15 protein-coding genes are annotated in these 14,119 nt (G+C 70.8%); 9 read left to right on the top strand and 6 right to left on the bottom strand.

The features are described 5' to 3' along the window. Window positions 1-8 precede the first annotated feature (8 nt). A complete protein-coding gene (locus tag ACIQM0_RS24760) occupies window positions 9-1,352 on the bottom strand; it encodes a UDP-glucose dehydrogenase family protein (RefSeq protein WP_385034218.1) in 1,344 nt (447 codons plus the stop codon). A gap of 174 nt (window positions 1,353-1,526) precedes the next feature. Here ACIQM0_RS24760 and ACIQM0_RS24755 point away from each other — a divergent pair, with 174 nt between their 5' ends. Both ACIQM0_RS24755 and ACIQM0_RS24750 read left to right on the top strand, forming a co-directional pair. Next, window positions 1,527-2,684: an acyl-CoA dehydrogenase gene (locus ACIQM0_RS24755; RefSeq protein ID WP_362954889.1), complete on the top strand. Its 1,158-nt coding sequence runs from the start codon at window positions 1,527-1,529 to the stop codon at window positions 2,682-2,684. 245 nt (window positions 2,685-2,929) lie between these two features. Further along, on the top strand, window positions 2,930-3,712 hold the full coding sequence (locus ACIQM0_RS24750) for an isoprenyl transferase (protein WP_401290303.1): 783 nt from the start codon (window positions 2,930-2,932) through the stop codon (window positions 3,710-3,712). Between the two features lie 246 nt (window positions 3,713-3,958). Here ACIQM0_RS24750 and ACIQM0_RS24745 read toward each other — a convergent pair whose 3' ends face one another. Continuing rightward, a complete protein-coding gene (locus tag ACIQM0_RS24745) occupies window positions 3,959-4,855 on the bottom strand; it encodes a hypothetical protein (protein ID WP_401290828.1) in 897 nt (298 codons plus the stop codon). A gap of 331 nt (window positions 4,856-5,186) precedes the next feature. Then, window positions 5,187-5,312: a hypothetical protein gene (locus ACIQM0_RS24740; RefSeq protein WP_401290301.1), complete on the bottom strand. Its 126-nt coding sequence runs from the start codon at window positions 5,310-5,312 to the stop codon at window positions 5,187-5,189. On the opposite strand from ACIQM0_RS24740, the gene ACIQM0_RS24735 reads away from it, so the two are divergent. The 3 genes from ACIQM0_RS24735 to ACIQM0_RS24725 all read left to right on the top strand — a co-directional run bounded on the left by ACIQM0_RS24735 (window position 5,311) and on the right by ACIQM0_RS24725 (window position 6,605). Beyond that, on the top strand, window positions 5,311-5,766 hold the full coding sequence (locus ACIQM0_RS24735) for a hypothetical protein (protein ID WP_401290298.1): 456 nt from the start codon (window positions 5,311-5,313) through the stop codon (window positions 5,764-5,766). The two genes, ACIQM0_RS24740 and ACIQM0_RS24735, sit on opposite strands and share 2 nt — an antisense overlap. A 99-nt stretch (window positions 5,767-5,865) precedes the next feature. Then, window positions 5,866-6,180: a hypothetical protein gene (locus ACIQM0_RS24730; RefSeq protein WP_363031052.1), complete on the top strand. Its 315-nt coding sequence runs from the start codon at window positions 5,866-5,868 to the stop codon at window positions 6,178-6,180. 32 nt (window positions 6,181-6,212) lie between these two features. Continuing rightward, window positions 6,213-6,605, top strand: coding sequence for a tail fiber domain-containing protein (locus ACIQM0_RS24725; RefSeq protein ID WP_401290295.1), 393 nt, complete (start codon window positions 6,213-6,215; stop codon window positions 6,603-6,605). Window positions 6,606-6,624: 19 nt separating this feature from the next. Here ACIQM0_RS24725 and ACIQM0_RS24720 read toward each other — a convergent pair whose 3' ends face one another. Continuing rightward, window positions 6,625-7,815 (bottom strand): MFS transporter, encoded by a 1,191-nt coding sequence (locus tag ACIQM0_RS24720; protein WP_401290825.1) that lies wholly within the window; start codon window positions 7,813-7,815, stop codon window positions 6,625-6,627. Between the two features lie 158 nt (window positions 7,816-7,973). Here ACIQM0_RS24720 and ACIQM0_RS24715 point away from each other — a divergent pair, with 158 nt between their 5' ends. Beyond that, window positions 7,974-8,459, top strand: coding sequence for a hypothetical protein (locus tag ACIQM0_RS24715; protein WP_401290292.1), 486 nt, complete (start codon window positions 7,974-7,976; stop codon window positions 8,457-8,459). Beyond that, a complete protein-coding gene (locus ACIQM0_RS24710) occupies window positions 8,456-9,262 on the top strand; it encodes a class I SAM-dependent methyltransferase (protein WP_401290289.1) in 807 nt (268 codons plus the stop codon). Before ACIQM0_RS24715 ends, ACIQM0_RS24710 begins: the two co-directional genes overlap by 4 nt. Before the next feature lie 90 nt (window positions 9,263-9,352). On the opposite strand, the gene ACIQM0_RS24705 is transcribed toward ACIQM0_RS24710, so the two are convergent. After that, window positions 9,353-10,660, bottom strand: coding sequence for an LCP family protein (locus ACIQM0_RS24705; RefSeq protein WP_401290286.1), 1,308 nt, complete (start codon window positions 10,658-10,660; stop codon window positions 9,353-9,355). 119 nt (window positions 10,661-10,779) lie between these two features. On the opposite strand from ACIQM0_RS24705, the gene ACIQM0_RS24700 reads away from it, so the two are divergent. Further along, window positions 10,780-11,328 (top strand): acyl-CoA thioesterase, encoded by a 549-nt coding sequence (locus tag ACIQM0_RS24700; RefSeq protein WP_124284167.1) that lies wholly within the window; start codon window positions 10,780-10,782, stop codon window positions 11,326-11,328. Window positions 11,329-11,389: 61 nt separating this feature from the next. Here ACIQM0_RS24700 and ACIQM0_RS24695 read toward each other — a convergent pair whose 3' ends face one another. Continuing rightward, window positions 11,390-12,754, bottom strand: a complete 1,365-nt coding sequence (locus tag ACIQM0_RS24695; RefSeq protein WP_401290823.1) for an LCP family protein — start codon at window positions 12,752-12,754, stop codon at window positions 11,390-11,392. Window positions 12,755-13,034: 280 nt separating this feature from the next. On the opposite strand from ACIQM0_RS24695, the gene ACIQM0_RS24690 reads away from it, so the two are divergent. Continuing rightward, window positions 13,035-14,072: a glycosyltransferase family 2 protein gene (locus ACIQM0_RS24690; protein ID WP_401290283.1), complete on the top strand. Its 1,038-nt coding sequence runs from the start codon at window positions 13,035-13,037 to the stop codon at window positions 14,070-14,072. Window positions 14,073-14,119 lie beyond the last annotated feature (47 nt).

Raw genomic sequence — 14,119 nt, 5'->3', positions numbered from 1 at the left:
CCGGGGGATCAGGCCTTCGGCCGTCCCATCGCCCGGAACGTCCACCCGGCCTCGCGCCACACCGCGGGGTCCAGCGCGTTGCGCCCGTCCAGGATGATCCGGCGGCCGGCGGCCTCGCCCAGCACCGCCGGGTCCAGCTCGCGGAACTCGCTCCACTCGGTCAGGTGCAGCACCACATCGGCGCCGCGCACCGCGTCCAGGGCCGTCTCCGCGTAACCGAGCGTGGGGAAGAGGCGGCGGGCGTTGTCCATGCCCTTCGGGTCGAAGACCGTCACCTGGCCGCCCTGGAGGTGGATCTGCCCGGCGACGTTCAGGGCCGGTGAGTCACGTACGTCGTCCGAGTCCGGCTTGAAGCTGGCGCCCAGGACGCCCACCCGCTTGCCGAGGAAGGAGTCGCCGCCGACGGCCTCCCTGGCGAGCTCCACCATGTGGCCGCGGCGCCGCATGTTGATGGAGTCGACCTCGCGGAGGAAGGTCAGCGCCTGGTCGGCGCCCAGCTCACCGGCGCGGGCCATGAAGGCGCGGATGTCCTTGGGCAGGCAGCCGCCGCCGAACCCGATGCCGGCCCGCAGGAACTTCTTCCCGATCCGCTCGTCGTGGCCGATCGCCTCGGCCAGCTTCACGACGTCGCCGTCGGCGGCCTCGCAGACCTCCGCCATGGCGTTGATGAAGGAGATCTTGGTGGCCAGGAAGGAGTTGGCCGAGGTCTTCACCAGCTCGGCGGTCGGGAAGTCCGTCACGACGAACGGGGACCCCTCCGCGACCGGGGTGGCGTACACCTCGCGCAGCACCTTCTCGGCCCGCTCGCTCTCCACCCCGACGACGATCCGGTCCGGGTGCAGCGTGTCGTTGACGGCGAAGCCCTCGCGGAGGAACTCCGGGTTCCACGCCAGCTCGGCCGCGTCGCCCACGGGTGCGAGCTCGGCGATCCGCGCCGCGAGCCTGGCCGCGGAGCCGACGGGCACGGTGGACTTGCCGACCACCAGGGCGGGCCTGGTCAGGAGGGGTGCGAGCGAATCGAAGGCGCTGTCCACGTAGCTCATGTCGCAGGCGTACTCGCCGTGCTTCTGCGGGGTGTTCACGCAGACGAAGTGCACATCACCGAATTCGGCCACCTCTTCCCACGAGGTGGTGAAGCGCAGCCGTCCGCTGGCACCCTCGATGCCCGCGACGTGCTTCTTCAGGATCTCTTCCAGCCCCGGTTCGTACATCGGGACCCGGCCGGCCGACAACAGCTCGACCTTCTCGGGCACGACGTCCAGTCCCAGCACTTCGAAGCCCAGCTCCGCCATGGCCGCGGCATGGGTGGCGCCGAGGTAGCCGGTGCCGATCACAGTGATCCTGAGGGCCATGTAGTGCTCCTGTGAGATGCGGACAGACGTGCGGTGAACGAGCATAGTCCTGCCTCTGAATCGCTCCATTCCGGCTGTCGCGAAGCTCACGGCTCCAGCTCGTATGCCTTTCCCGGGGCGGACGCCTAAAATTGTGTTACTTAACGGTAGTTAGCATCCTGGGGAGTGAGAGTCTTGGCGGGTTCGACCGATTTCGACCTGTACCGTCCGGCCGAGGAGCACGACATGCTCCGTGAGACGGTGCGTGCGCTCGCCGAGGCGAAGATCGCCCCGTACGCGGCCGCGGTCGACGAGGAGGCCCGCTTCCCGCAGGAGGCGCTGGACGCCCTGACCGCCGCGGACCTGCACGCCGTCCACGTACCGGAGGAGTACGGCGGCGCCGGCGCCGACGCGCTCGCCACGGTCATCGTGATCGAGGAGGTGGCCCGCGCCTGCGTCTCCTCCTCCCTCATCCCGGCCGTGAACAAGCTCGGCTCGCTCCCGGTGATCCTGTCCGGCTCCGAGGACCTCAAGAAGAAGTACCTGGGCCCGCTCGCCAAGGGCGACGCGATGTTCTCCTACGCCCTCTCCGAGCCCGACGCGGGCTCCGACGCCGCCGGCATGAAGACCAAGGCCGTCCGCGACGGCGACTTCTGGGTCCTCAACGGCGTGAAGCGATGGATCACCAACGCGGGCGTCTCCGAGTACTACACGGTCATGGCGGTCACCGACCCGACCAAGCGCTCCAAGGGCATCTCGGCGTTCGTCGTCGAGAAGTCGGACGAGGGCGTCTCCTTCGGCGCCCCGGAGAAGAAGCTCGGCATCAAGGGCTCCCCGACCCGCGAGGTCTACTTCGACAACGTCCGCATCCCCGCCGACCGCATGATCGGCGAGGAGGGCACCGGCTTCGCCACCGCGATGAAGACCCTGGACCACACCCGCATCACGATCGCCGCCCAGGCCCTCGGCGTCGCCCAGGGCGCGCTGGACTACGCCAAGGGCTACGTCCAGGAGCGCAAGCAGTTCGGCAAGCCGATCGGCGACTTCCAGGGCATCCAGTTCATGCTCGCCGACATGGCCATGAAGCTGGAGGCGGCCCGCCAGCTCACCTACTCGGCCGCCGCCAAGTCCGAGCGCCTCGACAGCGACCTCACCTTCTTCGGCGCCGCGGCCAAGTGCTTCGCCTCCGACGTCGCGATGGAGGTCACCACGGACGCGGTCCAGCTGCTGGGCGGCTACGGCTACACGCGGGACTACCCGGTGGAGCGGATGATGCGGGACGCGAAGATCACCCAGATCTACGAGGGCACGAACCAGGTGCAGCGGATCGTCATGGCGAGGAACCTGCCGTAACGGCGGACACACGGATCAGTGATCACGGCCCCCGGCGCGCTTGCCGGGGGCCGTGCGCGTGACTCAGGCGGCAGTCCGGGCGGTGTGTGACCGGCGCCCGCGGAGCGCGGGATGCCCGGCCAAAGCCCCTCCTGGGCCCAGCCGCTTGTGCGGCAATGCAGTCGGGGGGGACGCGCTCGCGGAGCGCGCGAGACGCCGCTGGTATGGTCCGCGAAGGTTTTGTGCGACGTGATGGAGTTGGTTCGGTGAAGCTGCTCCCGCTGTTCCTCCGGCGGCCGATAGAAGCGGTGTACGAGCGGCGACTGGCCGCCACCCTCGTGGGGTTGCCGCGCCCGCAGCACGTCGGGATCATGCTCGACGGCAACCGGCGCTGGGCCCGGCAGGCGGGCCACACGGATCTCCGGGAGGGGTACCGGGCGGGCGGCGCGAAGGCGACCGAGTTCCTGGGCTGGTGCGCGGCCGCCGGAATCGAGCGTGTGACCCTCTTCATGCTCTCCGACGACAACCTCGGGCGCCCCGCCGAACAGCTCGGCCCGCTGATCGAGATCATCGAAGAGACCATCCAGGACATCACGGCCGTCGGCCACCCCTGGGAAGTCCAGGTGATCGGATCGCTCGACCTGCTGCCCGGCGCCACTGCCCAGGCCCTCAAGGAGGCCACCGCCGCGACGGCCGGGCGCAGCGGGCTCAAGGTGGATATCGCGGTCGGCTACGGCGGCCGACGGGAGATCGTCGATGCGGTGAAGAGCGCCTTCGAGGAACACCGGGCGGCCGGTGGCGACCTGGCCGAACTGGTCGAGCGGTTCGATGTCGAGGACATCTCCCGGCATCTGTACTCGCCGACCGCCGCCCACACCGACTTCATCATCCGGACCTCCGGCGAGCAGCGTCTGTCGGGGTTCCTGCTCTGGCAGTCCGCGTACGCCGAGATGCACTGGGTGGACTGCTACTGGCCGGCGTTCCGCCGCGTGGACTTCCTGCGCGCGATCCGCTCGTACGCGCACCGGCAACGGCGATTCGGCAAATGACTGCCGTCGGCGCCCGGCCCCGTGACCGACGGTTGACCGGTCGGCGTTCGAAGGCGATCGCAACGGGCGCGACCGGCTCCCGAGCCTGCCCTTCCGCCTGACGATCCGGCCGCCGCTCCACCCGGGCCGCGAGACATGTCCGGGGCCGTCCGTGTGCACCGTGCTCCCGGCCGTTTCCGGGGACGACCGGGAAAGACTGGGACAGCGGCGACAATCGTCGGGGTGGGCGGAGTTACCCAGCCGGGGCTACTTCGCGAAGACTTCCGCGGCGGTGGTGGCGGTGGCGGCGCGTTGGATCCACTGGTTCAACAGGTGGGAGTCGGTGCAGGTGGTGATCTGCTCGCGGGTCTCGTCGGTGAGGGTGATGCCGCGTGCTTCAAGGACCAGGAGCAGGCCTTCCGCCTGGCCCTTTGCCTGGCCTTCGGCCCGGCCTTCGGCCCGGCCTTCGTCGCGGATTTCTTCTGACATGAAGGACTTGTAGAAAGAGGTATCCACGGCCACCAGGTTCCTCCACTGTTGTGCGGCCGGGCGGTTGCCCAGGCCCTGTGCGGTGAGTTCGACGATGGGGTCGGTGATGGTTTCGGGTGCTTCGCGTAGTGCGGCGGAGAGTGTTTTCAGTATGGCACCGACGTCCGGATTGTCGGCGTGTGTGATGGCGGCGAGGGTGGCGAGTGCGAGGTCTTTGCGGGCTTCGGCGATGTCGGTGATGACGGGCATGTTGTGGGGGCCTGCGACGAGGGGGTTGAGGGTGAGGGTGGGCCATTGGGGGAGGCCGATGGTGAGGGGGCGGGCGGCCCATTCGGCGGTGGCGTGGTCCTGGCAGACGACCAGGAGGAGGACGGGCAGGCCGTCGTATCGGTTGTGGAGGTAGCTGACGTAGTAGGGCCAGCTGGTTGTCTTGCGCCGGTCCTTCTTGCCCTGGGCTTCGATGGCGAGGAGGTAGGGGCCGTCGGATTCTGTTTCGATGCGCAGGAGGGTGTCGACGCGGCGTTCGACGGGTTTGGCTTCGGTGAGGTCGGTGGGCAGGACGGTGGCCGAGGTGGGTGGTGGGAGGTCGATGCCGAGCACTTCGGAGACGCGGGAGAAGAGGCCCGGGTACTCCTGGAAGATGCGGTGCATCGCCTCGTGCGGTGAGCTGACCATGCAGGTCCGTTCGGGGTCGAGGGTGGGTACGGCTCCGGCTGTGGCCGTGGTGGTGACGCGGCGAGTGCTGGTGCGGCCGTACCTGGCCGGTCTTACGAGACCGTGCGGGTGATGGCCCGGCATCCAGGAGCCGTACGCGGCTGTGTGCTGGGCGAGGTGGGCGCCGACGTCGCTGGACTTCGCCACGAGCATATGCCAGCCAACCCACCTCAAAACCAGCCCAGTTGTGATTTATCACCCGTGTGAGTGACGAGGGCCGGGGTGGGGCGGTAATGGGCTGGGCCTGTTCTCCACGTTCCTTGGGAGCCTGGCTGTCCGCGAACCGGTGAAGTCAACGGCCGGCGACCGCCTCGACGGTGAGGAGCCCCCTCCGCGCACCGCGCCCGCCGGGCGAACCGCCCTCGGTGCAGGCGTCGTTGCCCGGACCTGATTCCCGCTGCGGCATGATCGACGGCATGGGACATACACACCTGCCGAGCACCGAGGCCGCAGTCGCCGCAGTCCGTGAGGTCGCGCGCGCGTACGGGCTGGAGATGACCGTCACCGACGACATCGGTGCGGACCAGACATCCCGCCGCACGTCGGCAGGTGCCTTCGCGGTGCTCGACGCGGACGGGTCGCTCCCGCACGAGGCGTTCGTCGAGCTGGGCGGCGTCCCTGCCGTCACCGTCCAGGTCTTTCCCGAGGACGACGCGAGGATCACCGTCGACGGAGTGGAGTTCAACGACGTCCCCCGTGACTCCGTGCCCGTTTTCCTGCGCTCCGTGTACGGCGGAACGGCCTACGTGAAGGGGAGGCTCTTCCCGTTCGGCCGGTGGCTCGTCGTACCGCTGCCCGGGGACGAGACGTACAAGGAAATCGTCCCGCGCGGCATCCTCAGCCCGTGGCTCACCCGGAACATCCGCGGCTAGGGGGGCCCGTGGCGGGCGCTGCCCCTACGTGCCCTTTGAGGCATGGGGCCGTTAGGGGTGTCGCGGACGCGCTCGGTGTCCCGGCCGGAAGGATGCCTGATGTACACGAAGCGCGTTGCCCGCCGTCTGCTGGTGCTGACGGCCACGGTGGCCACCGGTACCGGTGCGTTGAGCGTTCCGGCCGTCGCGAACACGAACATTCTGGCGGCCGGCAACCCCGCCTACGACACCACGATGATCAACAAGGAGCGTGAGGTCGGGGCGGTCGGCGTGACGGCCCACAGCAGTGGGGTGGGCAGCGGTCTGTTCCAAGTGCCGGTGAGCAGCCCGGAGAACCGCGGTGGTGGCGGCAGCCTGCTCTTCTCGGATCGCGGGCTGAAGACCGAGGTGACCGCGGTGGTCTGGGAGCGATGAACTACCGGTGGTTGACAGGGGCCTTGGCCGGGTTGAGGACATCGGTCAGGGCCAGGAGGCGCCTGCGGCAGGGCGCTTCCGCGGCCGGGCTGGCGTCCGACGCCGTGTCGGGTGCGGTGTGCGGCAGCGGTCCGGTCAACGGGTACCAGGTGCTGGAGCAGGTGGTGCGGCTGCCGGTCAGCACGTGGCGGTACCACTGGGACCCGCCGCACGTACGCCACCTGGGGCCCATGGCGCAGGACTGGTGGAAGGCGTTCGGGGTCGGTGAGAACGACCGAACGATCTGCTGCACCGATGCCAACGGAGTGGCCGTCGTCGCCATCCAGGCACTGCACCGGGAACTGACCGAGCTGCGCGGCGAAGTCGCTGCCCTACGGGCCCGGACGGCAGGAGGGGAGCGGCACCGGGGAGAGGGTGACAGCTGACAAGCGGCAGGCCCCCCGTTCAGACATCCGTGCGGGACGCCCGGCCGTCACGGGCGCCCGACAGGCCCGGGTGCCCCGCCCGCGCGCCCGACTTCTCGGCGGCGCCACCGGGCACCAGCCGCTCGCCCAGCAGGACCGCGCAGCCCGCGACGCTCAGCAGGCCGCCCAGCAGGAACGTGCCCCGTACGTCGGACAGCGACAGGACCAGTCCGCCGAGCGCGGCGCCCGCCGCGATGCCGGCGTTGTAGGCACCGGAGTTGGCCGCGAGAGCCATGTCCGTGCGACCGGGGGCGCAGTGCAGCATCTCGTTCTGGGTGGCCATGAACACCGGGCCGAGCGCGGCGCCGGTCAGGGCCAGGAACACCACCGCCGCGACCGGATCGCCGCCGGCCGCGTACAGGCCGAGCATGCCGACCGCCTGAGTCGCGACGGCGGTGGCCAGTACGGAGCCCGGGAAGCGGTCCAGCAGCGCTCCGGTGAGGGTCACCCCGGCCAGGCACGCGATGCCGAAAGCCACGAGCAGGGCGTTGACCGCGCCCCCGGAGAACCCGCTCACGTCGCCCAGGAACTTCACGACGTACGTGTATCCCGCGAACGCGCCGGTGGCGGAGAGGACCCCGGCCGCCAGTACGGTGCCGAAGCGGCGGGCGTCGGGGCGGGTGCCGTACGCGGCGTGTCCCTCCTCCGGGCGCGAGGTCGGCAGCAGCACGGCGATGGTCACCAGGGAGACGAACCCCAGCCCCGCCACCCCCGCGACCGGCACCGGCCAGCCGCTCTGCCGGCCCAGCCAGGTGCCGACGGGCACCCCGAGCACGAGGGCGAGCGAACCGGCGACGGACAGCGCCCCGATCACCCGCCCACGGATACCGGGCCGGAACAGCCCCACCGCGACCGGCCCCATCACCGCCCAGAACAGCGCCTGGGCGAGCGCCGTCAGCAGCCGGGCCCCGAGCAGCAGCCAGTAGGAGCCGGCCAGTGCCGCGACCAGGCTGGACACGACCAGTGCGGTCAACAGGGCCGTGAGCACGTGGCGTCGGGGCATCGCCCGTGTGAAGTGGGCCAGCGGCAAGGACGCGACGGCGACCGTCACGCCGTAGCCGGTGACCAGGTAGCCGACCGACGGCAGGGACACGTGCAGGCCCTCGGCGATGAGCTCCAGGAGGCCGATCGGCAGGTTCTCCGCGGTGTTGAACGTGAAGGCGGCGAGCATCAGGGCGCCGAGTACCGCCGGCCCCCGTTGCCTTCCGGCGAACTCGACGATCACTCGAACAGTCTGGCAGACAGGGCGAACGCCGTCCGGTCCGAACGTAAGACCCGGGGCGGTAGTGGTTCCGCCGTGCCGGGGCCGGTGGCGTACCTTCCCTTTCCATGACGGACATCGACGAGCTGCCCGAGCTGACCGGCCTGTTCGAGGCTCTGGGCGCCGACGACGCGGCGGGCTGGGCCGAGTCGGAGGCCGAGGAGAACATTCCTCAGCTGGCCCGGTACCGGTTCCTGCGCATGGTCTGGCAGGACATCGACGCCTGGAGCACGGCAGCGCCCGACTGGGTCGAGGCCTACCGCAAGGGCGGACTGGCGGGCGGGGCCGTGGACCGGGCGCTGCGGCTCGGGCTGACCCCCGGCGAACTGGGCGAGATAGCCCGCGAGATCGCGAAGGAGACCGCGTTCGGCCTGCTCTACGGGCTGGCCGACCCGGCGGACGGCGATCTCCCGCCCGAGACCGAGGCGAGGCTGCCCGGCTGGTGCCTGGCCGAACTGTCGCCGGAGGGCCGGCCCACGGGGCGGATTCTGGACGCGCTCTACGAGGACCTGGACGAAGCGGAGCCGCAAGGCCCGACCGGAGGTGTCACATGACCGCTTTCGACGTGAGTGAGCGGCGGGTCTGGGACGGGCGGGCCGAGAGCTACGCCCGGACCTTCGCCCGCCTCTGCGCCCGTACGGTGCCCGCCCTGCTGGACGCCGCCGCCGTGGACCGCGGGACCCGGCTGCTCGACGTGGGGTGCGGCAGCGGCAGTGTGACGGTCGCCGCCGTCGGCCGGGGCGCGGTCGTTCGGGCCGTGGACGCCGAGCCCGGCATGGCCGCGGCCACCCGGCGGGCGGCGCCCGGCGTCGAGGTCCGTACCGGTTCGCTGCCCCAGCTGCCTTACCCCGACGGGGAGTTCGACGCGGTCGCGGCGAACTTCGTGCTCAACCACGTGGGCCGCCCGCTGGACGCGCTCGTCGAGCTGCGCCGGATCACCCGCCCCGGCGGCCGGGTCGCCGTCACCATCTGGCAGGCACCCGGCGGCTCCGGGCAGGGCCTGGTCGGACGGGCCGCGGAGGCTGCCGGACTGACCCGTCCCGCCTGGCTGGCCACGGTCGACGAGGAGCACAACTTCCCCCGGACCCCTGACGGGTTGAGTGCCCTGCTGGCCGGGGCCGGGCTCGGGGACGTGCGGAGCGAGTCGCTGTCCTGGGACCACCGCGCGGACCCGGAGGACTGGTGGGCCGGGCCCGCGGCCGGTGTCGCCGCGATCGGACAGCTGATCAACAGCCGGGGACCGGAGGGCGTGGCGGCGGCGCGGCGCGAGTACGACGTGCTGTGCGAGGAGTTCACCTCGGAAGAGGGGGAGTTGGTGCTGCCGCACCGCGCACTGCTGGCGCACGGGCGGGTGTAGCGGCGGCGCCTCCCGGAGCGCGGGCAGGCAGGGGGGAGCATGCGACAGGGCCCGGACGGCGAACCGTCCGGGCCCTGTCGGTGGCCGCCGTCATTTGTCGGAGACGGTGACCTTCTCGTCGTTGTTGAGCTGCTCGACCAACTGCTTGACCTTGGCCTTGTCCCAGACCAGGTTGCCGCCGGTGGAGCCGGAGATCGGCATGTTCATCGACGTGCCGTCGCCGCCCGTGACGCCCTTCATGGCGAAGAACATCTGGCCCAGGGACCAGAGCGACATGTCCTCGTCGACGACGAGGGTGTCCAGGCCGGCGCCCATCGTCGGGTACAGCTTGAACGGGTTGAGGATCGTCGACGGCGTCGCCGTCTGGCTCGCCAGCGCCGCGAGGAACTTCTGCTGGTTCTTCGTCCGGTCCAGGTCGCTGCCCGCGAAGGCGTACCGGGTCCGGACGAAGGCGAGGGACTGCTCGCCGTTCAGCGTCTGCTTGCCGGCTTTGAAGTCCGCGCCGGAGTTCTTGTCCTTGAACGCCTTGGGGATGTCGAGCTCCACCCCGCCGATCGCGTCCACGATCTTGGCGAAGCCGCCGAAGCCGATCTCGACGTAGTGGTCGATGTGCAGGCCGGTGTTGAACTCGACGGTACGAACGAGGAGTTCGGGGCCGTCCTCGGCGTAGGCGGCGTTCAGCTTGGTGAAGCGGCCGCGAGCCGGGTAGAGCTTGCCCGAGTCCGAGCCCTTGTACGACGGGATCTCGACGTTCGAGTCACGCGGCAGCGAGACCAGCGTCGGGCCGTTGCCGCCGTCGTGCAGGATCATCATCGAGTCGGTCCGCTTGCCCTCGGCGGAACCGGTGTGAAGCTTCTTCTTGTCCTCGGCGGACATGCCCTCGCGGCTGTCGGAGCCGACGATCAGGTAGTTCGTGCCGTCGCCGCCCTTCGGCCGCTCGATGACCTTGGAGAGATCGACGTCGCGCTTCAGCTTGGAGTCGGCCCAGAAGTACGTCCCGATGGAGACGGCGAGCACCACGACCACCAGGGCCAGTGCGCCGATCTTGATCCGGCGGCGCCAGTTCGGCGCGGCCGACGGGCGGCCCTGGACGTATCCGCCGTCACCCGGCCCGCCGCCCTGACCGCCACCCCGGCCGCCGCCGTTGCCGCCGCCGTAGACCTGGCCCGTGTTGTAGCCGCTGTCGTACTGCGAGCCGTCGTCGTAGCCGCTGGACTGCTGCGGTACCTGCCGCGACGGTCCGGGGCGCTGCTGCGGCGGGGCGGGCTGCTGGGACGGGACGGGGCGCTGGACGTGCGGCATCGCGCGGGCGCTCTCGGGCCGGTCGCTCGCGCTTCCCTGCCCGTAGCGGTTGCCGCCGCGGTTGTCGTCGTTCCGGCCCTCGGGCCATTCGTTCATGCGACCCAGTGTGCAGTCCCGGACCACTGCTATTACAGGGTGTAAGTGAAATCGGACCTGGGCTGTTGCGAAGCTGATGCATTGCGACGGGCCGGAAGCCCCCGCATAAGGTGGAGGGCATGACAGATCAGGCCCCGCGCCCGGAGGGCGACATTCCGGGCAAGCCGACCGCGGCCTCCCGGACCACCCTCAGCCACATCATGACCGGCAGCGACACCAATCTGCTGGGTACGGTGCACGGCGGCGTGATCATGAAGCTGGTCGACGACGCGGCGGGCGCGGTGGCCGGCCGGCACTCCGGCGGTCCCGCGGTGACGGCCTCGATGGACGAGATGGTCTTCCTGGAGCCGGTCCGCGTCGGTGACCTCGTTCACGTCCGCGCCCAGGTGAACTGGACCGGCCGCTCCTCGATGGAGGTCGGCGTCCGGGTCATGGCCGAGCGGTGGAACGAGTCGACCCCGGCCCAGCAGGTGGGCAGCGCGTACCTGGTGTTCGCCGCGGTCGACGCGGACGGCCGCCCGCGCGCCGTACCCCCGGTGATCCCGGAGACCGAACGCGACAACCGGCGCTACCAGGAGGCGCAGATCCGCCGTACGCACCGGCTGGCCCGGCGCCGCGCGATCAGGGAACTGCGCGAGAAGCGCGCCGCCGACGGCATCGAGGACTGAGAGCTGCGGCCTGCGGCCCGAGAGCTGAGGGCCGGGGCTGTGGCGCTCCCGGCCCCGCCGCCTACGGGCAGACCACCTCGTCGCCCGTCACCGCGCCGAACCTCCCCGGATCGGACTGCTCGGCCCGGACCCGCGCCACCGCGGTGTAGTCCGCGCCCGCGATCACCTTCATCGTGGCGCCCTGGCCCTGCACCGCCTTCAGCTCCGCCCCCGGCAGCGCCGCCGCCAGTGACTTCGCGGACCGGTTCCAGCGCGGGTCGTACGTGACCAGGGTGTGCTTGAGATCGCGCTGCTCCCCGTTGAGCGGGTCCTTGGTGGTGTCGAAGCCGGTGCCGTGCAGCGCGGTGTCGACCGTGCCGCCGAGTCCGTCCTTCGGGGTCCCGTTGTAGACCTGGACCCTGATCTCCTGCGGCGGCACGTCCACCTGCTTCGCGGGCGGCTCCCCGGGCCGCTTCACCGCGAGCGGCGTGTCCTCGCGCAGCGCCCGGAACAGCTCCTTCGACTTCTCCGGGTCCCATTTCACCGTCGAGCCGATGCCCTTCACCTGGTAGGCGACATCGCCCATCGGCACCGAGGCGAATTCGGACGAGGCGGCGGAGAAGCCCCGCATCGCCTGGCCGAGGTCCAGCATCTGCTGCGTACCGAAGCCCTTGTCCGCCCGTACCGACTTCAGCATCGTCGAGGCGACCTCGCGGAACTTCACCGGGTTCAGCAGCACCCCGCTGCTGGTCGTCTGCTTGATCAGCGAGGCGAGGAACTTCTGCTGGCGCTGCATCCGGCCCAGGTCGGCGGCGCCGTCGATGTGCCGGGAGCGTACGTACTGGAGCGCCTCGCCACCGTTCAGCTCGTGGGTGCCCGCCGCGAGGTCGAGACCGGTGTACGAGTCCTTCATCGGCCGGGTGGTGCAGATCTTCACCCCGCCCAGGGTGTCCACCGTCGTCATGAAGCTGGTGAAGTCGACCTCCAGGTAGTGGTCGACCTTGACGCCCGTCATGTGCTCGACGGTCCGCACGGTCAGACCGGGCCCGCCCTCCGCGTAGGCGGCGTTCAGCTTCACCGGGTGGGCCGCGTGCTCCTCGCCGGTGGTCTGGTCCCGGTGCTCGGGGATCTCGGCGTAGCTGTCGCGCGGCAGGCTGACGATGCTGGCGCGCTCCTTGTCCGCGGACAGGTGCACCAGCATGACCGTGTCGGTGCAGTGGCAGGGCGCACCGCCCAGCCGGTACTTCTCCCTCTCCTCTTTGGTGATCTTGTCGCGGCCGTCGGTGCCGACCAGCAGCAGATTCATGCCGTGACCGCCCGCGGGCCGGTTCTTCATGTCCTTGAAGGGGTCGATCCGGTCGATCCCGGTCTCCAGATCGGTCACGAGTGCATGACCGATGCCACCGGCACCGAGGACCAGTACGGACAGCCCGGTCGCCATCCGCATGCCCCAGCGCGGCCTCTCGTCCTGCTTTCTGGGCCGGCCGGGCTGCGGGGGAGCAGCGCGGGGCCGCGGCGGACGGGGGGAGCGGTGCGGCGTGGGCACGGGGGGACACCTCCGCGGTGCAAGGGGGACCTGTCGCACGGTAGGCCCATACGATCTGCATCCCGGCCCGCGACCCGGCGGCGCGCACCGGGTTCCCCCATACGCGGTAACGTGGCGGCCGAATGACGCCGCCTGGTGGGGTTCGGACCCCCGGCGCCCCCGAGGACCCCCCGAGGACCACATGTCTGCCGCGCAGCACCCCGCCGTCTCCGTGATCATGCCGGTGCTCAATGAGGAGCGCCATCTCAGGAACTCCGTCCGGCACATCCTGGAGCAGGAGTACTCCGGTGAGATGGAGGTGGTGATCGCGCTCGGCCCGTCCACGGACCGCACCGACGAGATCGCCGCCGAACTGGTCGCGGAGGACCCCCGGGTCCACACCGTGCCGAACCCGACCGGCCGTACCCCCGCCGCGCTCAACGCCGCGATCAAGGCGTCCAGCCACCCCGTCGTGGTGCGCGTCGACGGCCACGGCATGCTCTCGCCGAACTACATCGCGACCGCCGTCCGGCTCCTGGAGGAGACGGGCGCGCAGAACGTCGGCGGCATCATGCAGGCCGAGGGCGAGAACGCCTGGGAGGACGCCGTCGCCGCGGCCATGACGTCGAAGATCGGTGTCGGCAACGCGGCCTTCCACACCGGCGGCCAGGCGGGACCGGCCGAGACCGTGTTCCTGGGCGTCTTCCGCCGCGAGGCCCTGGAGAGGGCCGACGGGTACAACATCGAGTTCATCCGCGCCCAGGACTGGGAGCTGAACTTCCGCATCCGCGAGGCCGGCGGCCTGATCTGGTTCTCGCCCGAGCTGCGGGTGCAGTACCGCCCCCGCCCCTCCGTCCGGGCGCTCGCCAAGCAGTACAAGGACTACGGCCGCTGGCGCCACGTCGTCGCCCGCTACCACTCCGGCTCGATCAACCTGCGCTACCTGGCACCGCCGACCGCCGTCGTCGCCATCGCGGCGGGCATCGTCGTCGGCGCCGCCGTCACGCCGTGGGCGCTGCTCGTCCCGGCCGGGTACGTCGCGGCCATCGTCGCCGGATCGCTGCCGGCCGGCCGGGGACTGCCGCTGAAGGCGCGGGCGCTGATCCCGGTGGCGCTGGCCACCATGCACATGTCGTGGGGGTACGGCTTCCTGACCAGCCCGCGCTCGCTGGCGAGGAAGGTCATCGCCAGTCGCCGCCCGGCGGTCAGCGAGCCGGGCACGGGCACCCCGGTGGCCTGACCCGCGCGAAGCGCCGAGCGCGAGGACATGAAGAGGGGGATGCCCGG

Source organism: Streptomyces sp. NPDC091387 (assembly GCF_044756945.1).
Lineage (GTDB): Bacteria > Actinomycetota > Actinomycetes > Streptomycetales > Streptomycetaceae > Streptomyces.
The sequence above is the reverse complement of the archived record's forward strand: the minus strand, read 5'-3'. Positions and strand labels throughout refer to the sequence as shown.